The organism is Acidovorax sp. Leaf78, from assembly GCF_001422735.1.
Taxonomy (GTDB): Bacteria; Pseudomonadota; Gammaproteobacteria; order Burkholderiales; family Burkholderiaceae_C; genus Acidovorax.
Genome location: NZ_LMLZ01000020.1, coordinates 951,227 through 972,368, shown reverse-complemented (window position 1 = coordinate 972,368; position 21,142 = coordinate 951,227). Strand labels below are relative to the sequence as shown.

Genomic DNA, 21,142 nt, shown 5'->3' with positions numbered 1-21,142 from the left:
AAAAACCATCATCCAGCTTGCTGGTATTTGATGGATTCTGCGGATACTATCACTCGGCGTTCGATGCTCAAAGGCATCAGAAACCATCAGTACAAACCCTAGGTTGTGACGGCTGGCACGCGTGCCAGGCCGATCACGCAGGAGACAAAGACATGCCTGGTATTTCCGCTCGCACATACGCTCACGCTCGCCTGCGCCCACAGGGCAAGCCGCCAGCTTTTGGCCGCCGCGCCAGCACACTCGCTGATTGACGCGCACGGCTGCCCGACCCATGACGTACGAGTTCGACTTTGCCAGCGTGCTGGCCAACTGGCCCCAGTTTCTGGAGGGGGCGTGGATGACCATCCTGCTGTCCTTCCCGGCCACCGTGATCGGTTTTGTGGGCGGCACGCTGCTGGCCGTGGGCCGGCGCAGCGACCAGCGCTGGCTGGTCAAGGCCTGCGGTGCCTATGTGGAGGTGCTGCGCAACACGCCGCTGCTGGTGCAGGTGTTTTTGGTGTTCTTTGGCCTGGCCAGCCTGGGCTTCAAGGTGTCGGCGTTTGCTGCGGCGCTGCTGACGCTGGTGATCAACGTGGCGGCCTATACCTGCGAAATCATGCGGGCGGGCATGGATTCGATCCACAAGGGCCAGATCGAGGCGGCCGAGTGCCTGGGCCTGACGCGCCGGCAGGTGTATTGGCACGTGGTGCTGCGCCCGGCGATGGAGAAGGTGTACCCCGCGCTCACCAGCCAGTTCGTGTTGCTGATGCTGGCCTCGTCCATCACCTCGCAGATCTCGGTAGAGGAACTCACCGCCGTCGCGGCGCGGGTGCAGTCCGAGACCTTTCGCCCGTTCGAGGCTTACATCCTGGTGGCGGTGGCGTACCTGGCGCTGTCGCTGCTGATGCGGCTGGGGCTGTGGGTGTTCGGGCAGATCGTGTTCACGCGCAAGCGCAGGCTCGGCGCCTCTGGGGGCATGCGATGAGCAGGCCACTGACGCCGGGTTCGTCCGGTCGCCATCCGTTCACGATGGGCTTGCCCAGGCGCTGCGTGAGGCTTCGACAAGCTCAGCCTGAACGGGGGTTTGTGGTTCGAGCCCGTCAGCTCAGTTGCCAGCTCGGTAACGACGACGACAACACCGACAACGGCTACAGCCAAAACAAAAGCAACAACCCTATGGAGGTGCGCCTGTGATTGATGGCGGACTGAACTCTTATCACCTGCAGTACCTGCTGTGGGGCGCGCTGTGGACCGTCGGCCTGTCGCTGATTGCGTTTGTGGGCGGTGGCCTGGCCGGGGGCGTGATTGCCCTGTGCCGTGTCAGCCCGATCAAGGCGGTGCGCTGGGCGACCATTGCGTGGATTCAGATCATCCAGGGCACGCCGCTGCTGGTGGTGCTGTTCCTGTGCTACTTCGGCCTGTCCATCGCTGGGCTGGAGCTGCCGGCCATCGTGGCGGCCAGCATTGCGATGATTGTTTACGTCAGCGCGTATCTGGGCGAGATCTGGCGCGGGTGCATCGAGTCGGTGCCGCGCACGCAGTGGGAGGCGGCCGAGTGCCTGGCCCTGTCGCGCACCCAGCGCATGCGGCTGGTGGTGCTGCCGCAGGCCGTGCGCATTGCCACGCCGCCCACGGTGGGCTTCATGGTGCAGATCGTGAAGAACACTTCGCTCGCGTCCATCGTGGGGTTCATCGAACTGGTGCGTGCAGGCCAGCTCATCAACAACTCGATCTTTCAGCCCTTCACCGTGTACCTGCTGATCGCCATCGTCTACTTTGCGATGTGCTACCCGCTGTCGGTCTGGAGCCGCAAGCTGGAGCAGCGCCAGCAGTTTGGAAACCGTGGCCCAGCCACTGTGCCTGTGACCACCGCATGAAACGAGACGACACCATGAACCTGGCCCAAGACGCTGCCATGCAAGCTTCTGCGCAAGCTGCGCTGTCTGCACAACCACCGCTTCAACAACAGCCACAACCACAGTCACAGTCACAGTCACAAAAGCCCGTGGTGGAACTGAAAGACGTCCACAAAAGCTTTGGCAGCAACCAGGTGCTCAAGGGCGTGTCGTTTGCCATTCCCCGGGGCCAGGTGGTGGCCATCATCGGCAAGAGCGGCTCGGGCAAGAGCACGGCGCTGCGCTGCATCGACCGGCTGGAGATCATCGACAGCGGCACGATCCACGTCTGCGGCCACGCGGTGCACGACCCGGCCATCGACCTGCGCCAGCTGCGCCAGGACGTGGGCATCGTGTTCCAGAGCTACAACCTGTTTCCGCACCTGACGGTGGAGCAGAACATCACGCTGGCCCCCAAGGCCGTGAAGAACATGCCCACGGCCAAGGCGCGCGAGATTGCCGCCCGCACGCTGCAGCAGGTAGGCCTGGCGGACAAGGCGCAGGCCTACCCCGAGCAACTGTCCGGCGGGCAGCAGCAGCGCGTGGCCATTGCCCGGTCGCTGGCGATGGAGCCGCAGGTGATGCTGTTCGACGAAGTGACCTCTGCCCTCGACCCGCAACTCACCGGCGAGGTGCTGCGCGTGATCGAGGCCCTGGCCCAGGGCGGCATGACCATGGTGCTGGTCACCCACGAGATGGAATTTGCCGCCCGGGTGGCCGACACCATCATCTACATGCACGAAGGCAAGGTGTGGGAGACGGGCCCGGGCGCGATGCTCAAGAACCCGCAGACCGCCGAGCTGCGCGATTTTCTGTCGCACGGGTTGTGATGACGGATGCGGCGTATTGAGAGACGCCATGAACCAACTAGAACCGTTCACGCTGAGCCTGTCGAAGCGCCGCGCGAGGCTTCGACAAGCTCAGCCCGAACGGATATCGAGATAACGGATATTGAATTTCAGCGGGCCACCCAGACCACCAGCGCCCAGCCCCTTTCGATTGCCTAGCCAAAAACCACCAGGAGACAACACCATGACCACTTCCCGCATCCTCCGCCGCACCCTGCTGGCCGTCAGCGCCGCCGCCCTGTGCGTGCCCGCCATGGCCGAACTGGCCGACATCAAGTCCGCCGGCAAGCTGCGTGTGGGCATCGACTTTGGCGCGCCGTTCTATGGCTACGTGGACGACAAGATGAAGCCCGTGGGCTCGGACGTGGAGGCGGCCGAGCTGCTGGCCAAGGACCTGGGCCTGACGCTGGAGATCGTGAACACGACCAACTCCGCGCGCATCCCCAACCTGCTGTCCAACAAGGTGGACCTGATCATCTCGTCGCTGTCGATCACGCCCGAGCGCCAGAAGGCGGTGGACTTCTCCATCCCGTACGGCGCCATCCAGGCGGCAGTGGGCGCGCCCAAGGGCCTGAAGCTCACCAGCATTGAAGACCTGGCCGGCAAGACCGTGGCCGTGACGCGTGGTGGCCCGCAGGACAAGATCGTGACCGAGCGCGCACCGCAGGCCAAGGTCGTGCGGTTCGACGACGAATCCGCCTCCATCACCGCAGCCGCCACCGGCCAGGCCGACATCGTGGCCATCACGCCGCCGATCATTGCGGCCATCGCCAAGAAGAACCCTTCTCGCGACTTCGAGACCAAGTTCATCCTGCAGTCGTACCAGCTGGGCGTGGCCATGCGCAAGGGCCAGCCCGAGCTGATGGCCGCCGTCAACGGCTGGATCAAGACCAACCTGGCCAACGGCAAGCTCAACGACATCCACATGAAGTACGCGGGCGTGCCGATCCCCAAAGAAATCATCGACGGCGCGAAGTAAGCAAGCAAGCAGCCAACAAGACCAGCCAAGCCAAGCCTGCGACGGGGCGGCACGTGATGGGCGGTGGGTAAAGCCACCCCGCCCGGCAGCGCCCTGCCCCGACCTGACTCGATCCGATCCGACCGTTACCACCAAAGGAAATTTTTATGAGTCGTCATTTCGGCGCCATCCGCCAACTTGGCTATGTGGTCCACGACATCGAAGCCGCCATGGACTACTGGAGCAAGACCCTGGGCGTGGGCCCGTGGTTCTACAACCCCAAGGTTCCGATCAAGAACTACGTGTACCAGGGCGAGTCCTACGAGCCGCACAACTCGGTGGCGCTGGCCAACTCGGGCTACGTGCAGGTCGAGCTGATCCAGACGCGCAACGACGTGCCGTCGATGTACCGCGACTTTCTGCAGGCCGGACGCACCGGGCTGCAGCACGTGGCGTACTGGACGAGCGACTACGACGCCGACCTGGCGCGCCTGACGGCCCAGGGCTTCAAGACAGTGATGAGTGGCGAGGTGGGCGAGAAAGGCCGCTTTGTCTACTTCGACACCGAGTACCACCCCGGCACGGTGATCGAGCTGTCGGAAGTGGCCGGACCCAAGGGGCGCATGTTCGACCTGATCCGTGCAGAGTCGGAAACATGGGATGGCGTGACGGACCCGGTGCGGCCTTTTCCTGATCTGTCGAAGATTTGATTTTTAAGGGCCATCCATCTCTACCCCAACCGTTCGAGCTGAGCCTGTCGAAGCCTGTGCGCATGAGCCAAGTCCGCCTCACCGTTCAGGCTGAACTTGTCGAAGCTTCTGCGCACACGGCAAGCCCTTCGTCAGGCTGACTGCGACCGCGGGTAACGCGTTGAGTGCGTGCAATTTTCAAGCCAAATAGGCCTCTACCGCTTGATATGTAAGCGCTAGCAGCTATCAAAAAAGTAGTAAACCGACTTATGTCCCCAGACCGCTTTGAAGCCACCTACCTGATCGAGACCCCGCTAGACCCCGCCCACGTGGCCGAAGTGCTGGCGGGCGAGCAGTCGTGCGGCACCTTCACCCGGGTGGAGGGCGAAACCGACGCGCTGCGCGAACGTGCGCGCGCCACGGTCGAGTCGGTCGAGCTGCTGGACGTGGCGCCCGCCCCTTCGCTGCCCAACGGCTGGATGCAGCGGCGCGGCATGTTCGACACGCCGCAGACCTGGCAGCGGGCCCGGCTGCGGGTGAGCTTTCCGTGCGACAACATCGGTCCCAACCTGCCAACGCTGGCCGCCACGGTGTCGGGCAATCTGTACGACCTGGGCGAGGTCACCGGCCTGCGCCTGGAGTCGATGAAGCTGCCCAGTGCCTACCGCATCCAGTTCGACATGCCCCGCCACGGCATCGCCGGCACCCGCGCGCTGACCGGCGTGCAGGGCCGCCCGCTGATCGGCACCATCATCAAACCCAACGTGGGCTTGTCGGCCGAAGAAACCGGCGACCTGGCCGGCCGCCTGTGCGCTGCGGGGGTGGACTTCATCAAGGACGACGAGGTCTGCGCCAACCCGGTTCACGCGCCGCTGGCCGACCGCGTCAAGGCCGTGATGCGCAGGGTGCGCGCCCACCAGGACAAGACCGGCAAGCTGGTGATGGTGGCCTTCAACATCACCGACGAGACCGACGCCATGCGCCGCCACGCCGACCTGATCGCTGCCGAAGGCGGCAGCTGCATCATGGTCAGCCTGAACTGGTGTGGCTACTCGGCCGTGCAAACCCTGCGCCGCCACAGCCCGCTGGCGCTGCACGGCCACCGCAATGGCTACGGCGCGCTGTCGCGCCACCCGCTGCTGGGCTTTTCCTTCAACGCCTGGCAGACGCTGTGGCGCCTGGCGGGCGTGGACCACATGCATGTGCACGGCCTGCAGGGCAAGTTCTCGCAGACCGATGAAGAAGTCATCGAGTCGGCCCACGACACGCTGGCGCCGCTGTGCGAAGGGCTGGACGACCGCGTGCTGCCAGCGTTTTCCAATGGCCAGTGGGCCGGCACCGTGCCCGCCACGTGGGACAGCATCCGGTCCAACGACCTGCTGTTCATGTCCGGCGGCGGCATTCTGGCCCACCCCGACGGCCCCGCTGCGGGCGTGGCCAGCCTGCAGCAGGCCTGGGACGCGGTGCAAAAGGGCGAGACCCTGAGCCAGCGCGCCACTCACGCCTCCGAGCTGCGCCGTGCGATCGAATTCTTCGGCAAGAAATAAGCGATGACGACGAGTGCCCCCCTGTACGGCTGGTACGGCGACGATTTCACCGGCGCCACCGACACCCTGGCCGTGCTGGCCCAGGCCGGCCTGCGCTCAATGCTGTTCATGGGCGTGCCCAGCGCCGAGGCGCTGGCCGCTGCCGGGCCGCTCGATGCGGTGGGCATTGCCGGTGCTGCGCGCGCCATGCCGCCAGAGGCCATGCGGGCCGAGATGTCCGCTGTAGGCCGCTTCTTCGAAAAGCTGGCGCCGCCGGTGCTGCACTACAAGGTGTGCTCCACCTTCGACAGCGCCCCGCATGTCGGCAACATCGCTTGCGGCATTCAGACCCTGCACCCGTTTGTGAACAACCGCTGGGTGCCCATCGTGGGTGGGCAGCCCAGCCTGGGGCGCTACTGCGCGTTCAGCAACCTGTTCGCTGCTGCGGGCACGGGCGGCGCCGTGCACCGCATAGACCGCCACCCCACCATGCGCCAGCACCCGGTCACGCCCATGGGCGAGGCCGACCTCCGGCTCCATCTGGCGCGCCAGGGGCTCGACGGCATCACCGCCCTGCACTACCCGCTGTACGACGCCACCACCGACACCGACACCACCACCACCGACGCCCTGGACGCCGCCCTGCAGGCCCTGCTGGCACATGGCGCAGCGTCCCACGCCATGGCGCCTACCTTGCTGGACCTGACCACGCCCGGCCAGTTGGCCACGGTAGGCCGCCTGCTGTGGCAGCAGTCTCAACACGCCCGGTTGCTGGCCGTGGGCTCCAGCGCCGTGGCCCAGGCGCTGGTCGCCCACTGGGGCAAGCCCGCGTCCACGGCCGCTGCACCGCTGGCGCCCGCCGACGGGCCGGTGTTGGCCTGGGCGGGCAGCTTGTCCCCTCTGACCGCCGCGCAGGTGAAGGCCGCCACCGCATACCACCGCATTGCCGTGGATGCCCAACGGCTGTGCAGTGACACGGCCTACGCGCAGGGTCTGCAGGACGCCATCTGCACGGGGCTGAACAGCGGACAAAACGTGCTGGCCTTCACCGGCCCCGCGGACGGCGCGCCCCTGGCCGCTGGGGCCTCGTCCACCGATGTCGCCCAGGCCAGCGCCCATCTGATCGCCCGCGTGGTGCAAGCCCGCGCAGAACACGGCGCGCCACTGCGCCGCATCGGCATCGCGGGCGGTGACACGTCCAGCCACGCAGTCCAGGCGCTGCAGTTGTGGGGGCTGTCGTACAAGACCACGGTCTGTCCGGGCGTCACGCTGAGCAGCGCACACAGCGCAGACCCGTCGCGCCACGGGCTGGAGTTGATGCTCAAGGGTGGACAGATGGGGGGAGCGGATCTGTTCGAAAGGCTGCTCGGCCATGGGTAACGCCAGCAATGCCCACGTGTTCTCCAGACCAGCAAACCGTTCACGCTGAGCCTGTCGAAGCGCGGCACAACTCGTCGAACCACCTCCCCTGAGCACCTCGCAGGGCCCAGCCCAAACCGCCTGGGATCGGCCTGGCACACCACGAGACTGAACGCAAACCCGTGGGGCGGACACCCTCAAATTTGCCCACACCCGTTCACGTCCACCCAGACGACAAAAAGCCCGCGCAAGGCGGGCTCTCGGTCATCCATCGCAGGCTTCCTGCATCGGCTCTCTGCATCTGCTTTTATGCACCGGCATCGCGGCAGGCCATACCCCTGCCGCCACGTCATCACACGCGGGGCACCGGCGCGCCGGAGTTCACGCACAGCGCCAAGTTCAACGCCTTGACCGCCGTCTTGTAGTCTTCGCGTTCGATCACGAACTGCATGTTCACCTGGCGCAGCGTCTGCGACACGCAGTTGACGTTGACCTCTGCATCGGCCAGCGCCTGCGCCGCCTTGGCCAGCACACCGGGAATGCTGATGTTGGAGCCGATGGCGCACACGATGGCGCTGGGCTTGATCGTCACGATCTGGTAGTCCCGCTGCAGCTCGGCCACCATGGCGGGCGTGAGCTGGTTGTCCCACACCAGGTGGGCGATCGAGTTGGCGTTCGTCGCCTTCAGGATGTAGCTCACGCCGTGCTTGCAGAACACGTTCATCAGGCCGGCATCGAAGCCCACCGTGCCCACCATGCTGGGGTCGTGGATCTCGATCAGCGTGACCTTGTCGGTGCCGGTGACGATCTCCACGCGGGCGCGCTCGCCCACGAAGTCCTTGGTGATCAGCGTGCCGGGGTGGTCGGGCTCGAACGTGTTCTTCAGGCGGATCGGAATGCCGGCCAGCTCCATGGGCTTGGCGGCCTTGGGGTGGATGGCTTCCATGCCCACGTCGGCCAGTTGGTCGGCCACGTCGTAATTGGTGGCGCCGACCACGATGGCGTTTTCCAGGCCGACCAGGTTGGGGTCGGCAGACGAGAGGTGGAATTCCTTGTGGATCACCGCCTCGGCCGGGCGCACTTCCACCGCGATCTTGCTGAACGTGACCTCGGAATAGCCGCGGTCGAACTCGCGCATGATGCCTTCGGTGCCCTTGGTGTAGCCAGTGGCCACCACCACCTTGTCGCTCAGGTTGAGGCCCTTGAAGCTTTGCGCAATGCGCTCGTCAATCGTCCAGGCTTCGTTGTCTTCAAAGCCGGCCAGATCCATCAGGATGGCATTGACGCCGTTGGCCTTGAGGATCTCGACCGAGTTGAAGGCGCTGTGCGACTCGCCGATGGAGGCCAGCACTTCACGCGCAGCCAGCAGAACGTCGTGGCGGCTCAGGTAACCGCTGGCCAGCACGTGCTGCATGGCGCCCAGGTACTCGCGCGCCTGGCCGATGCGCTGGTCGATGAAGGCATCGGCCACATCGAGCGGCAGGCCGATGTCGGCATAGCCTGCGTTGAGCTTTTTCAGGCTGACGGCCAGCTCGGTCAAGGCGTCCTGGTAGCCCTTGCCTTCAGCAAACAGCGCATAAATGCCGCGCTCGCCTGTCTTCTTGTGCTCCAGCAACTGGTTGGTCACTCCGGAATAGGCGGATACCACGTAGATGCGGCCGTTGATGCGCTTGGGATCGTGCAGGACGATGTGGCGCAGCACATCGCCAAAGGCGGTCATGGAAGTGCCGCCGATCTTTTCGACGGAGATCTTGGAGTTTTGAACGTCTTGCATGGACAGGCTCAAGGGAGCAAACAAGTAAAAAAACCGAGCCGCAGCGCTGCCCAACGGGCATGCGGCAGCAAACCCGGTATTTTCCACCACTTTTGGCGTTGCACTCTGGCGCGGCCGTGTGTCGGGGCCGTATGTCGGGGCCAGGCACACGCTACAACGGCTTTGCGGCGATGGAAGGCTGGCGTGCGCCACGACAGACGCTGGCACAAATTGCAAGGCCATTTTGGGGGTTCAGTGACATACTTTGCCCGCGCGCGCTTGCCTTCAGCCCTTGCAAGGCATCCACCGCTTTTGTTCATCCACAACAACCGGTACGAAGCACCATGGCACTACCCAATTTGCATGTCCGTTTTGATGGAATCGAGCAGGCGACGCCTGACATGCCCTGTTACGACGCCGCACAACCGTGGTTTGCCCACGTGACCGTGCTCAACGCCAACTACCGCACCGACCTGAGCCCACCGGACGCCTTCCTCGACCCCAAGAATCCGACGGGCGAAACCGGGCTGTTCTATGTGCGGTTCGAGGTGTTTGCCGGGCCGACGCAAGCGGATGGCCCCATGTACGCGGTGGGCCACGACATCGACAAGCTGGGCGGGTATCCGGGCAGCGGGGACTGCATGATCGGCTTCTCGATGCAGCTGCCCAAGAACATCACCAAGGATCAGTTCGGGTCGAAGCATGGTTTCCGGATCACCGCCGATGGTTATGGCGACGTGATCGAGTCGAACGAGAACGACAACGTGGTGTTGTGGGAAAAGGCGCAAGTGCCCCCGTTGGTTCCGAAGTGGAAAGAAGGCGACCCCAGCCCGTTTTCCAACCTGAAGTTCATCGACTTCAAGGCGGTGCCGGGCAGCAAGCGTCAGCTCGACGTTCTGGTCAAGAACCAGGGCACCGAACAATCGCTGCAACTGGAGCTGCGCCTGACCGTGATGGGCCCGCCCTCCCCGGCCAGCCCTCTTGGCACGGCTGCAGAAACCGTCAGCGTCAACTCCACAGCGATTCCCCCCGGCGGCCAGACCTGGGTGCGCTTCAGCGCGCGCAGCGCCTTCGTGCAGCCGCTGGCGGACCTTTCATTGCGCGAGCGCCGGGGCCTGGCACAGGGGGCCAACCGCCGGTTTCGGCAGGTGCAATCGGGAGCGTCGGGCTTTGCCGATATCGGCCCTTTGTCACGGTACCTGGTGGTGGAAAAGAACTTCGATTTTGTGCCGCTCAAGCCCTTCTTCATCGCACTGATGAACTCAGAGCGCAGCGAGAAGGTCGCTTTCGGAGAGAACAAGCCGGTGACCAAACCGCCGCGCAAACGCCCTATTGCGATTCCGCACAAGTGACAGGGGCGGTTTGCATCGGGCTCCGGTCCTGATCAGGCTGACAACGGCCCAGCAACCCCTTGGGCAGACGAAAAAAAGCCCAGGCAGCGAACTGCCTGGGCTTTTTTGCGCAATGGCTGATGCGATTACTTCTTCTGCGGCGGCACGTCCGTGCAGCTGCCGTGGGCGATCTCCGCCGCCATGCCGATGCTTTCGCCCAGCGTGGGGTGCGGGTGGATGGTCTTGCCGATGTCGACTGCGTCCGCGCCCATCTCGATGGCCAAAGCGATCTCGCCGATCATGTCGCCAGCGTGGGTGCCCACGATGCCGCCGCCCAGGATCTTGCCGTGGCCGTGGGCCTCTGGCGAGTCGTCGAACAGCAGCTTGGTCACGCCTTCATCGCGCCCGTTGGCGATGGCGCGGCCGGAGGCGTTCCAGGGGAACAAGCCCTTCTTGACCTTGATGCCTTGCGCCTTGGCCTGGTCTTCGGTCAGGCCCACCCATGCCACTTCGGGGTCGGTGTAGGCCACGCTCGGGATCACGCGGGCGTTGAAGGCGGCGCTGGCCAGCTCCTTGTTGCCTTGCAATTCACCAGCGATGACTTCGGCTGCCACGTGTGCTTCATGCACTGCCTTGTGCGCCAGCATGGGCTGGCCCACGATGTCGCCGATGGCGAAGATGTGCGGCACGTTGGTGCGCATCTGGATGTCGACGTTGATGAAGCCCCGGTCCGTCACGGCCACGCCAGCCTTGTCGGCGGCGATCTTCTTGCCGTTGGGCGTGCGGCCCACGGCCTGCAGGACCAGGTCGTAGGTCTGCGGTGCGGGTGCAGTGCCGCCCTCTTCCGCTGCGGCGAACGTCACCTCAATGCCTTCGGGCGTGGCCTTGGCCCCCACCGTCTTGGTCTTGAGCATGATGTTGTCGAAGCGCGGCGCGTTCATCTTCTGCCAGATCTTGACGAGGTCGCGGTCGGCGCCCTGCATCAGGCCGTCCATCATTTCGACCACGTCCAGGCGTGCGCCCAGCGTGCTGTACACGGTGCCCATTTCCAGGCCGATGATGCCGCCGCCCAGGATGAGCATGCGCTTGGGGACTTCCTTGAGCGCCAGGGCGCCGGTGGAGTCGACCACGCGTGGGTCGTCGGGCATGAAGGGCAGGCGCACGGCCTGGCTGCCGGCGGCGATGATGGCCTTCTTGAAGGCGATGACCTTCTTGGTGCCGGTCTTCTCCTGCGCGGTGCCGCTGGTCTCTTCCACTTCGAGGTGGTTGGCGCCGACGAAGCTGCCGTAGCCGCGCACGGTGGTCACCTTGCGCATCTTGGCCATGGCGGCCAGGCCGCCGGTGAGCTTGCCGATGACCTTGTCCTTGTGGCCGCGCAGGGTGTCGATGTTGACCTGCGGTGCGCCGAAGTCGATGCCGGCCGCCTTGAGGTGGCTGACTTCATCGATTACGGCCGCCACGTGCAGCAGCGCCTTGGAGGGGATGCAGCCCACGTTCAGGCACACGCCGCCCAGGGTGGCGTAGCGCTCGACGATGACGACCTTGAGGCCCAGGTCGGCCGCGCGGAAGGCGGCGCTGTAGCCGCCGGGGCCGCCACCGAGCACGACAACGTCGCAGTCCAGGTCGGCAGTGCCACCGAAGCTGGATGCTTCGATTTTAGGAGCTGCTGGCGCTTGTGCAGCGGGCGCTGGAGCAGCTTTTTGCTCAGAACTTGCGGGTGCAGACGCCGCGGCTGGAGCAGCCGCAGGCGCTGGCGCCGGTGCGGCGGCCGCATCCGACGTTTCGAGCGTGAGCACCACCGAGCCTTCGGCGATCTTGTCGCCGAGCTTGACCTTCAGCTCCTTGACCACGCCGGCGTGGCTGGAGGGGATCTCCATGGAGGCCTTGTCGGACTCCACGGTGACCAGGCTCTGCTCTGCCTTGATGGTGTCGCCGGGCTTGACCAGCACTTCGATGATCGCCACTTCGGCGAAGTCGCCGATGTCGGGAACCTTGATATCAATGATTGCCATACCAGGGTCTCCTTGTTACAGCAGGATGCGGCGGTAGTCCGCCAGCACCTGACCCAGATAGGCGTTGAAGCGCGCAGCCGATGCACCGTCGATGACGCGGTGGTCGTACGACAGCGACAGCGGCAGCACCAGGCGCGGCACGAACTGCTTGCCATCCCACACCGGCTTCATCTGGCCCTTGGACAGGCCCAGGATGGCCACCTCGGGTGCGTTGATGATGGGGGTGAAGTGCGTACCGCCAATGCCGCCCAGCGAGCTGATGGACATGCAGCCGCCCTGCATGTCGGCCGAGCCGAGCTTGCCGTCGCGGGCCTTCTTGGCGAGCTCGCCCATTTCATTGCTGATCTGGATGATGCCCTTCTTGTCGGCATCCTTGAGTACGGGCACCACCAGGCCGTTGGGCGTGTCTGCCGCAAAGCCGATGTTGTAGTACTGCTTGTAGACGAGGGTGTCGCCGTCCAGGCTGGTGTTGAACTCGGGGAACTTCTTGAGCGCGGCCACCACGGCCTTGATCACGAAGGCGAGCATGGTCACCTTGACGCCGCTCTTCTCGTTCTCCTTGTTGGTGGAGACGCGGAAGGCTTCGAGCTCGGTGATGTCGGCCTCGTCGTTGTTGGTGACGTGGGGGATCATCACCCAGTTGCGGTGCAGGTTGGCGCCGCTGATCTTCTTGATGCGCGACAGGTCCTTGCGCTCCACCGTGCCGAACTTGCTGAAGTCGACCTTGGGCCATGGCAGCAGGTCGAGGCCTGCGCCGGAGCCACCACCACCGCCCGCGGGCGCCTTGGCAGCCTGCGCCTTGGTCTGGGTGGCGCCGCTCATCACCTGCTTGGTGAACGCCTGCACGTCGTCCTGGCTGATGCGGCCCTTGGGGCCGGTGCCCTTGATCTCTTCGAGCGGAACGCCCAGCTCGCGGGCGAACTTGCGCACCGAGGGGGATGCATGCGGCAGGCCGGGGGCGGGCGTGCCTGGCTGGTGGGCGGGCACGGCCACAGCGGCTGCTGCGGGGGCTGGTGCGGCTGCGGCGGCCTGGGCTGGTGCAGGTGCCGACGCAGTGGCCGCGGGCTGTGCGGCTGGAGCTGGAGATGCAGCAGCGGGTGCCGCAGGTGCTGCGGCTGCCGGGGCGGAACCTTCCAGCACCGCGATCAAATCACCGATGTTGACGGTGTCGCCGATCTTGACCTTGAGCTCCTTGAGCACGCCGGCGGCGGGCGACGGGATCTCCATGGAGGCCTTGTCGGATTCGACGGTGAAGAGCGACTGCTCGAGCTTGATGGTGTCACCGACCTTGACCAGCATTTCAATGACGGCCACGTCCTTGAAGTCGCCGATGTCGGGAACGCGCACTTCCACCGGGCCGGACGCAGCAGGCGCTGCAGCAGGTGCAGGAGCCGCAGCTGCAGGCGCAGGTGCCGGTGCCGGTGCCGGGGCTGCTGCTGCAGCGGGTGCAGAAGCTGCGGCCGGTGCTGGAGCCGCTGCGCCAGCGTCGGCCGATTCGAGCACGACGATGACGGAGCCCTGCTTGACCTTGTCGCCCACGGCGATCTTGATCTCCTTGATCACGCCCGCGTGGCTCGACGGGATTTCCATCGATGCCTTGTCGGATTCGACGGTGATGAGCGACTGCTCTGCCTTGACGGTATCGCCAGGCTTGACGAGCAACTCGATCACGCCGACTTCGTCGAAGTCTCCGATGTCCGGAACTTGAATGTCTACCAATGCCATTGTTGTCTCCGGTTCGATTTATGCGTAGAGCGGGTTGACCTTGTCGGCCTGGATGTTGTACTTGGCGATGGCCTCTGCCACCTTGGCCACAGGCACCTTGCCTTCTTCGGACAGCGCCTTCAGGGCGGCCACCACGATGTAGTGGCGGTTGATCTCGAAGTGCTCACGCAGCTTGCTGCGGAAGTCGCTGCGGCCAAAGCCGTCGGTGCCCAGCACCTTGTAGGTGCGCCCAGCCGGGATGAACGAGCGGATCTGGTCCGCGTAGTTCTTCATGTAGTCGGTGGATGCGACCACGGGGCCCGTGGTCTTGCCCAATTGCTCGGCCACGAAGGACGTGCGTGGGGTTTCCGTCGGGTGCAGCAGGTTCCAGCGCTCCACGTCCTGGCCGTCGCGGGCCAATTCGTTGAAGCTGGGGCAGCTCCAGATGCTGGCCGCCACGCCCCATTCCTTCTCCAGCAGCTCCTGGGCGAAGAAGGATTCGCGCAGGATGGTGCCGCTGCCCAGCAGTTGCACGGTGGGTGCGTCTGCCGCCAGGGCGGGCGCCTGCTTGCACAGGTACATGCCCTTGATGATCTGCTCTTCCGTGCCGGGCTGCAGGCCGGGCATGGGGTAGTTTTCGTTGAGCAGCGTCAGGTAGTAGAAGACGTTCTCCTGGCGCTCGACCATGCGCTTCAAGCCGTGGTGCATGATCACGCCGACTTCGTGCGCGAAGGTCGGGTCGTAGCTCACGCAGTTGGGGATGGTGCCGGCCAGGATGTGGCTGTGGCCGTCTTCGTGCTGCAGGCCTTCGCCGTTGAGCGTGGTGCGTCCGGACGTGCCGCCCAAGAGGAAGCCGCGGGCCTGCATGTCACCCGCCGCCCAGGCCAGGTCGCCGATGCGCTGGAAGCCGAACATCGAGTAGTACACGTAGAACGGGATCATGATCCGGTTGTTCGTGCTGTAGCTGGTGGCTGCGGCGATCCAGCTGGCCATGCCGCCGGCTTCGTTGATGCCTTCCTGCAGGATCTGGCCGGCCTTGTCTTCCTTGTAGTACATGACCTGGTCGCGGTCGACCGGGGTGTACAGCTGGCCCTTGGGGTTGTAGATGCCGATCTGGCGGAACAGGCCTTCCATGCCGAAGGTGCGGGCTTCGTCCACCAGGATGGGCACGACGCGCGGGCCGAGGGCCTGGTCGCGCAGCAGCTGCGTCAAGAAGCGCACGTACGCCTGGGTCGTGGAGATTTCACGGCCTTCGGCGGTGGGCTCGAGCACGGCCTTGAAGGTGTCGAGCGAGGGCACGGTGAAGCTCTCTTCGGCCTTGGGCAGGCGCTTGGGCAGGTAGCCGCCCAGGGCCTTGCGGCGCTCTTGCAGGTACTGCATTTCCGGCGTGTCGTCGGCCGGCTTGTAGTACGGCAGATTGGGCAGCTCGCTGTCCGGCACGGGGATGTTGAAACGGTCGCGGATGTACTTGATGTCTTCGTCCGTGAGCTTCTTGGTCTGGTGCACGGTGTTCTTGCCTTCACCGGCCTTGCCCATGCCATAGCCCTTGACGGTCTTGACCAGCAGCACGGTGGGCTGGTTCTTGTGCTCGTTGGCGGCGCGGAAGGCGGCATACACCTTGGCGGGCTCGTGGCCACCACGGCGCAGCTCGAAGATCTCTTCGTCGCTCATGTGCTCGACCAGCTTGGCGGTCTCGGGGTACTTGCCGAAGAAGTTCTTGCGCACGAAGGCGCCGTCGTTGGCCTTCATGGCCTGGTAGTCGCCGTCCAGCGTCTCCATCATCAGCTGCTTGAGCTTGCCGGTCTTGTCGCGCGCCAGCAGGGTGTCCCAGCCATTGCCCCACAGGAGCTTGATGACGTTCCAGCCGCTGCCGCGGAACTCGCTTTCAAGTTCTTGGACGATCTTGCCGTTGCCGCGCACCGGGCCGTCCAGGCGCTGCAGGTTGCAGTTGACGACAAAGACCAGGTTGTCCAGGTTTTCACGCGCGGCCAGGCCGATGGCGCCCAGCGATTCGGGCTCGTCCATTTCGCCGTCGCCGCAGAACACCCAGACCTTGCGTTTTTCGGTGTCGGCAATGCCGCGGGCGTGCAGGTACTTGAGAAAGCGCGCCTGGTAGATGGCCATGAGTGGGCCGAGGCCCATCGACACCGTGGGGAACTGCCAGAACTCGGGCATCAGCTTGGGGTGCGGGTAGCTCGAGAGGCCCTTGCCGTCCACTTCCTGGCGGAAGCTGTCGAGCTGCTCTTCGGTCAGGCGGCCTTCGAGGTAGGCGCGGGCGTAGATGCCGGGCGAGCTGTGGCCCTGGATGTACAGCAGGTCGCCGCCGTGGTCTTCACTGGCGGCGTGCCAGAAGTGGTTGAAACCAGCGCCGAACATGCTGGCGACGGACGCGAACGAGCCGATGTGACCGCCCAGGTCGCCACCGTCGGCCGGGTTCAGGCGGTTGGCCCGCACGACCATGGCCATGGCGTTCCATCGCATGTAGGCGCGCAGGCGCTTTTCGATCGCAATGTTGCCAGGGCAATGGGCTTCCTGGTCGACTTCGATGGTGTTCACGTAGCCCGTGTTGGCAGAGAACGGCATGTCGATGCTGCTCTGGCGGGCGTGTTCTAAAAGCTGCTCCAACAGGAAATGGGCACGCTCAGGGCCCTCCTTGTCGATGACGGCGGACAGGGCGTCCATCCATTCACGGGTTTCCTGCTGGTCGGCGTCCGTGCCGATGCCGAAACCGGCCGTTTGGTCGGGCTGAGCTGACATGTTTTGTCTCCTGTAGATGTGGCAGCAAATTTAGGTCGTTGGCTCTAGTTTCGCATATTTTTTGCCAATTTCAAATGGTGCTTATGCATTTCACATTGCAAGAAAATGCTGCAAACGCACAAAATAGCGAAGACAGTGTGGGCACAAGCCTCCCCTACACTCGGAGGATGGACTCGATGCCCTCCGCCTCCCCTCCCACGGCGTCCCCCGTGGTCGCGCCCCTTCGCTGGTGGCGCAAGTGGTGGCGTGGGCTGTCGCCCACCCGGCAGGACCGTTTTGCGGCGTTGGCCCCTCTGGCCGCGGTGCTGATGTTTCTGGCGGCTATCGTGGCGGCGTTCTGGTATTTGAGGGCGGAAGAGGCCGAACGGGAACAGGAAGCCCTGCGCCGTGATGTGGAATATGCCCAGCAGCGCGTGCGGCTGCGCCTGCTGGAACGGCAGGAACAGCTCATGCGCATTGCGCGCGACCTGTCGAACCAGGAGCTGGAGCGCTCCGAATTCGTGAGCCGCGCCGAGACCCTGATCAGCCAATACCCCGAACTGCAGGCCATCACCTGGATCGACGAGCGCCGCCGCATCCGCGCCAGCCACGCCGCCCCCACCCTGGCAAGCAGCGAGCTGCGCATTGCCGGCGAGGTGCTCAAGCCTGGCGACACAGCGGACACTTTCGGCCTGGCACGCGACCTGCAGCAGCCCGTGTACGCCCAGCCCGCGGTCACCGCGGGAGACGCCACACCGCTGCTGCAACTGCAGGTGCCGCTGAACAACCAAGGCAAGTTCAGCGGTGTGGTATTGGGCGAATATTCCATCGACAGCCTGCTGCGCTACGGCACGCCCACCGAGGTGCTGGCGCGCTATGCCGTGACGCTGCTGGACGGCAAGAACCAGGTACTGGCGGGCACGCCGCTGGGGCCGCGCAACACCGCCACGCAGCTGCTGCCGTGGGCGCCGCGGGCCAATGAATACGAGGTGCCCGTCTCGCCCGTAGGCAACGGCCTGGTGCTGAAAGCGCAGGCCTACCGCACATCGCTGGGCGTGGTGGGCAGCGGGCTTTTCTGGCTGGTGGGCACGCTGTCGGCCATGACGGCCTGGATGCTGATCGCCACCTGGCGCCACACGCGCCGGCGCATGCAGGCGCAGCAGGCCCTGGTGGCCGAGACCAACTTCCGCCGTGCGATGGAGAACTCCATACTGACCGGCATGCGCGCGCTGGACATGGAAGGCCGCATCACGTACGTGAACGCCGCTTTCTGCCAGATGACCGGCTGGAGCGAGGCCGAGCTGGTGGGCCTGAAGGCGCCCTTCCCCTACTGGCCCGATTCCGACCACGAAGCCCTGCACGCCAAGCTGCGCGACGAGCTGTCGGGCAAGACCATCGTGGGTGGCTTTCAGGTGCGGGTGCGGCGCAAGAGCGGCACCTTGTTCGATGCGCGGCTGTACGTGTCGCCGCTGATCGACGCGCGCGGCCATCAGACCGGCTGGATGACGTCGATGACCGACATCACCGAGCCCAACCGCATCCGCGAGCAGCTGTCGGCATCGCACGAACGCTTCACCATCGTGCTCGAGTCGCTGGACGCTTCGGTATCCGTCGCTCCGCTGGGCAGCGAGGAGCTGCTGTTTGCCAATAAGCTGTACCGGCAATGGTTTGGCTCGCAGACCGGCGGGCATCTGCAACTGGTGGCGCAGGCTGGTGTGGTGCCCGTGGCAGGCACCAGCAACACCGGCATGGACGACGAGGACGGCCTGATGGGGCTGCCGACCGACCCACTCACCAGCGCTCGCACCGAAAACGCCGAAATCTATCTGCCCGACCTGGGCAAGTGGCTGGAAGTGCGGTCGCGCTACCTGAACTGGGTGGACGGGCGCCTCGCGCAGATGGTGATTGCCACCGACATCACGCCGCGCCGCCAGGCTGAAGAGCAGGCCTCGCGCCAGGCCGAGCGCGCCCAGTCGGTCAGCCGCCTGATCACCATGGGCGAGATGGCGTCCAGCGTGGCCCACGAGCTGAACCAGCCGCTCACGGCCATCAACAACTACTGCAGCGGCATGGTCTCGCGCATCCAGAGCGGGCAGTTGACCGAAGAGGCCCTGCTGACCGCGCTGCAGAAGACGGCCCACCAGGCCCAGCGGGCGGGCCAGATCATCCAGCGCATCCGCGCCTTTGTGAAGAAGAGCGAGCCCAACCGCACGCTGGCGGACGTGCATTCGATGGTGAACGAGGCGGTGGAGCTGGCCGACATCGAGCTGCGCCGCCACAACGTGCGCCTGACGCACTACGTGGCGGCCCGCCTGCCGCCGGTGATGGCCGACACGATCCTGATCGAGCAGGTGCTGGTCAACCTGATGAAAAACGGCGCCGAATCCATCCAGCACGCCGACCGCCCGGTGGCAGGCCGCAGCGTGGAGCTGCGGGTGGTGCCCAAGACCATCGAGGACCGTCAAGGCGTTGAATTCTCGGTGCAGGACACCGGCAAGGGCCTCGCGCCCGAGGTGCTGGAGCGCCTGTTCGAAGCGTTCTTCTCCACCAAGGCCGAAGGCATGGGCATGGGGCTGAACCTGTGCCGCAGCATCGTCGAGTCGCACCAGGGCCGGATGCAGGCGGAGAACCTCTACAATGGAACAGAGGTCATTGGCTGCAGGTTCTTCTTCTGGCTGCCGCTTGCCAAACCTGCGGATGCCACTACAAATTCTGTAGCAAACATACAAAACCCAAGGACAACTGCATGAGCTTGATTCCGAAAAAAGGCACCGTCTACGTTGTGGATGACGACGAGGCGGTTCGCGACTCCCTGCAGTGGCTGCTGGAAGGCAAGGACTACCGGGTACGCTGCTTTGATTCGGCCGAGACCTTTCTCTCGCGCTACGACCCGCGCGAGGTGGCCTGCCTGATCGTCGACATCCGCATGGGCGGCATGACCGGCCTGGAGCTGCAGGACCGCCTGATCGAGCGCAAGTCCCCCCTGCCCATCGTCTTCATCACCGGCCACGGCGACGTGCCCATGGCGGTGAACACCATGAAGAAGGGCGCGCTGGATTTCATCCAGAAACCTTTCAATGAAGAAGAACTGGTGGGCCTGGTCGAGCGCATGCTGGACCACGCCCGCGAAGCCTTCGCCGGCTACCAGCAGGCCGCCAGCCGCGACGCCCTGCTCTCCAAGCTCACCAGCCGCGAAGCCCAGGTGCTCGAACGCATCGTGGCCGGCCGCCTGAACAAGCAGATCGCCGACGACCTGGGCATCAGCATCAAGACGGTGGAGGCGCACCGCGCCAACATCATGGAAAAGCTCAACGCCAACACCGTGGCTGACCTGCTCAAGATCGCGCTGGGGCAGAACGCACCCAAGGGTTGAGCTGAACAAACTGCATTGCTCACATTTTTATAGCTGCCTGCGCTCTAAAGACAAGCGGTAGCGGCCATTTTGATTCGGTATTTTTGACATGACAGCACAGCTCATCGACGGCAACGCCCTCTCCCGACAATTGCGCGCCGATGTGGCGCAACGCGCAGCAGCACTCAAGGCCCGTGGTGTTACGCCTGGGCTGGCTGTGGTGCTGGTGGGCGACAACCCGGCCAGCCAGGTTTACGTGCGCAACAAGGTCAAAGCCTGCGAAGACGGCGGCCTGCATTCGGTGCTGGAGAAGTACGACGCCGACATGACGGAAGCCGCATTGCTGGCGCGCGTCGAAGCACTCAATAACGACCCGGCCATTCACGGCATTCTGGTGCAGCTGCCTTTGCCCAAGCACATCGATGCGCAGAAAGTGATCGAGGCCATCTCGCCCGCCAAGGACGTCGATGGCTTTCACATCGCCAGCGCTGGCGCCCTGATGACGGGCATGCCTGGCTTCTGGCCATGCACACCCTACGGCTGCATGAAGATGCTGGAAAGCATCGGCTACGACCTCAAGGGCAAACACGCTGTGGTCATCGGACGCAGCAACATCGTGGGCAAGCCCATGGCGCTGATGCTGCTGGGCCAGAACGCCACAGTCACTGTGTGCCACAGCGCCACCCAGGACCTGAAAGCCCAGACGCTGCAGGCCGACGTGATCGTGGCGGCCGTGGGCAAGCGCAACGTGCTGACTGCCGACATGGTCAAGCCGGGTGCCGTGGTGATCGACGTGGGCATGAACCGCAACGATGAAGGCAAGCTCTGCGGCGATGTCGACTTCGACGGTGTCAAGGAAGTGGCCGGCTGGATCACCCCCGTCCCTGGCGGGGTTGGGCCCATGACCATTACCATGCTGCTGGTGAACACCATCGAGGCAGCCGAACGCACCGCGGCCCACTGAGCGCGGGCCAAACGGGCCAAATGCGTCAAATGGACC

Annotated in this window: 15 protein-coding genes; 11 read left to right on the top strand and 4 right to left on the bottom strand. The window is 64.7% G+C overall.

The features are described 5' to 3' along the window. Positions 1 to 271 precede the first annotated feature (271 nt). From ASF16_RS15865 to ASF16_RS15835, 7 genes are all read left to right on the top strand, one after another. Positions 272 to 964, top strand: a complete 693-nt coding sequence (locus tag ASF16_RS15865; RefSeq protein WP_056168940.1) for an amino acid ABC transporter permease — start codon at positions 272 to 274, stop codon at positions 962 to 964. Between the two features lie 220 nt (positions 965 to 1,184). Beyond that, complete coding sequence (locus tag ASF16_RS15860; RefSeq protein ID WP_200926918.1) at positions 1,185 to 1,856, top strand: amino acid ABC transporter permease; 672 nt, start codon at positions 1,185 to 1,187, stop codon at positions 1,854 to 1,856. Between the two features lie 14 nt (positions 1,857 to 1,870). After that, a complete protein-coding gene (locus ASF16_RS15855) occupies positions 1,871 to 2,704 on the top strand; it encodes an amino acid ABC transporter ATP-binding protein (protein ID WP_056168937.1) in 834 nt (277 codons plus the stop codon). Between the two features lie 202 nt (positions 2,705 to 2,906). Further along, positions 2,907 to 3,701 carry a transporter substrate-binding domain-containing protein gene (locus ASF16_RS15850; RefSeq protein ID WP_056168935.1) on the top strand — a complete coding sequence of 265 codons (795 nt, stop codon included), beginning with the start codon at positions 2,907 to 2,909 and terminating at the stop codon, positions 3,699 to 3,701. Positions 3,702 to 3,847: 146 nt separating this feature from the next. Then, positions 3,848 to 4,390 (top strand): VOC family protein, encoded by a 543-nt coding sequence (locus ASF16_RS15845; RefSeq protein ID WP_056168930.1) that lies wholly within the window; start codon positions 3,848 to 3,850, stop codon positions 4,388 to 4,390. A 248-nt stretch (positions 4,391 to 4,638) separates the two neighbouring features. Then, entirely contained in the window at positions 4,639 to 5,916 is a 1,278-nt protein-coding gene (locus tag ASF16_RS15840; protein WP_056168927.1) for a ribulose-bisphosphate carboxylase large subunit family protein, read from the top strand. A 3-nt stretch (positions 5,917 to 5,919) separates the two neighbouring features. Continuing rightward, entirely contained in the window at positions 5,920 to 7,275 is a 1,356-nt protein-coding gene (locus ASF16_RS15835; protein WP_056168925.1) for a four-carbon acid sugar kinase family protein, read from the top strand. A 331-nt stretch (positions 7,276 to 7,606) separates the two neighbouring features. Here the strand turns inward: ASF16_RS15835 and ASF16_RS15830 are convergent, their stop codons facing one another. Next, the gene (locus tag ASF16_RS15830) at positions 7,607 to 9,028 is read right to left on the bottom strand and encodes an aspartate kinase (protein ID WP_056169371.1); all 1,422 of its coding nucleotides are present in this window, start codon (positions 9,026 to 9,028) and stop codon (positions 7,607 to 7,609) included. 170 nt (positions 9,029 to 9,198) lie between these two features. On the opposite strand from ASF16_RS15830, the gene ASF16_RS15825 reads away from it, so the two are divergent. Further along, positions 9,199 to 10,359 carry a hypothetical protein gene (locus tag ASF16_RS15825; protein WP_156372087.1) on the top strand — a complete coding sequence of 387 codons (1,161 nt, stop codon included), beginning with the start codon at positions 9,199 to 9,201 and terminating at the stop codon, positions 10,357 to 10,359. 125 nt (positions 10,360 to 10,484) lie between these two features. Here the strand turns inward: ASF16_RS15825 and lpdA are convergent, their stop codons facing one another. From lpdA to aceE, 3 genes are read right to left on the bottom strand one after another with little or no spacing between them, the layout of a single operon-like run. Then, on the bottom strand, positions 10,485 to 12,350 hold the full coding sequence (gene lpdA, locus ASF16_RS15820; RefSeq protein ID WP_056168918.1) for a dihydrolipoyl dehydrogenase: 1,866 nt from the start codon (positions 12,348 to 12,350) through the stop codon (positions 10,485 to 10,487). Positions 12,351 to 12,365: 15 nt separating this feature from the next. Next, positions 12,366 to 14,075: a dihydrolipoyllysine-residue acetyltransferase gene (gene aceF, locus ASF16_RS15815; RefSeq protein WP_056168916.1), complete on the bottom strand. Its 1,710-nt coding sequence runs from the start codon at positions 14,073 to 14,075 to the stop codon at positions 12,366 to 12,368. Between the two features lie 18 nt (positions 14,076 to 14,093). Then, positions 14,094 to 16,811: a pyruvate dehydrogenase (acetyl-transferring), homodimeric type gene (gene aceE, locus ASF16_RS15810; protein ID WP_056168913.1), complete on the bottom strand. Its 2,718-nt coding sequence runs from the start codon at positions 16,809 to 16,811 to the stop codon at positions 14,094 to 14,096. 176 nt (positions 16,812 to 16,987) lie between these two features. On the opposite strand from aceE, the gene ASF16_RS15805 reads away from it, so the two are divergent. The 3 genes from ASF16_RS15805 (at position 16,988) to folD (ending at position 21,106) form a co-directional block, all read left to right on the top strand. Beyond that, positions 16,988 to 19,540 carry a PAS domain S-box protein gene (locus ASF16_RS15805; RefSeq protein WP_369817158.1) on the top strand — a complete coding sequence of 851 codons (2,553 nt, stop codon included), beginning with the start codon at positions 16,988 to 16,990 and terminating at the stop codon, positions 19,538 to 19,540. Continuing rightward, positions 19,537 to 20,163, top strand: a complete 627-nt coding sequence (locus tag ASF16_RS15800) for a response regulator transcription factor (protein ID WP_056168907.1) — start codon at positions 19,537 to 19,539, stop codon at positions 20,161 to 20,163. The genes ASF16_RS15805 and ASF16_RS15800 overlap by 4 nt, the downstream gene beginning before the upstream one ends. Positions 20,164 to 20,251: 88 nt before the next feature. Next, a complete protein-coding gene (gene folD, locus ASF16_RS15795) occupies positions 20,252 to 21,106 on the top strand; it encodes a bifunctional methylenetetrahydrofolate dehydrogenase/methenyltetrahydrofolate cyclohydrolase FolD (protein WP_056168904.1) in 855 nt (284 codons plus the stop codon). Positions 21,107 to 21,142: the final 36 nt, after the last annotated feature.

Coding starts and splice junctions, on each gene's coding strand:
- ASF16_RS15865 (WP_056168940.1), top strand. CDS start 272: ATGACGTACGAGTTCGACTTTGCCAGCGTGCTGGCCAACTGGCCCCAG.
- ASF16_RS15855 (WP_056168937.1), top strand. CDS start 1,871: ATGAACCTGGCCCAAGACGCTGCCATGCAAGCTTCTGCGCAAGCTGCG.
- ASF16_RS15850 (WP_056168935.1), top strand. CDS start 2,907: ATGACCACTTCCCGCATCCTCCGCCGCACCCTGCTGGCCGTCAGCGCC.
- ASF16_RS15845 (WP_056168930.1), top strand. CDS start 3,848: ATGAGTCGTCATTTCGGCGCCATCCGCCAACTTGGCTATGTGGTCCAC.
- ASF16_RS15840 (WP_056168927.1), top strand. CDS start 4,639: ATGTCCCCAGACCGCTTTGAAGCCACCTACCTGATCGAGACCCCGCTA.
- ASF16_RS15835 (WP_056168925.1), top strand. CDS start 5,920: ATGACGACGAGTGCCCCCCTGTACGGCTGGTACGGCGACGATTTCACC.
- ASF16_RS15830 (WP_056169371.1), bottom strand. CDS start 9,028: ATGCAAGACGTTCAAAACTCCAAGATCTCCGTCGAAAAGATCGGCGGC.
- ASF16_RS15825 (WP_156372087.1), top strand. CDS start 9,199: ATGGAAGGCTGGCGTGCGCCACGACAGACGCTGGCACAAATTGCAAGG.
- lpdA (WP_056168918.1), bottom strand. CDS start 12,350: ATGGCAATCATTGATATCAAGGTTCCCGACATCGGCGACTTCGCCGAA.
- aceF (WP_056168916.1), bottom strand. CDS start 14,075: ATGGCATTGGTAGACATTCAAGTTCCGGACATCGGAGACTTCGACGAA.
- aceE (WP_056168913.1), bottom strand. CDS start 16,811: ATGTCAGCTCAGCCCGACCAAACGGCCGGTTTCGGCATCGGCACGGAC.
- ASF16_RS15805 (WP_369817158.1), top strand. CDS start 16,988: ATGCCCTCCGCCTCCCCTCCCACGGCGTCCCCCGTGGTCGCGCCCCTT.
- ASF16_RS15800 (WP_056168907.1), top strand. CDS start 19,537: ATGAGCTTGATTCCGAAAAAAGGCACCGTCTACGTTGTGGATGACGAC.
- folD (WP_056168904.1), top strand. CDS start 20,252: ATGACAGCACAGCTCATCGACGGCAACGCCCTCTCCCGACAATTGCGC.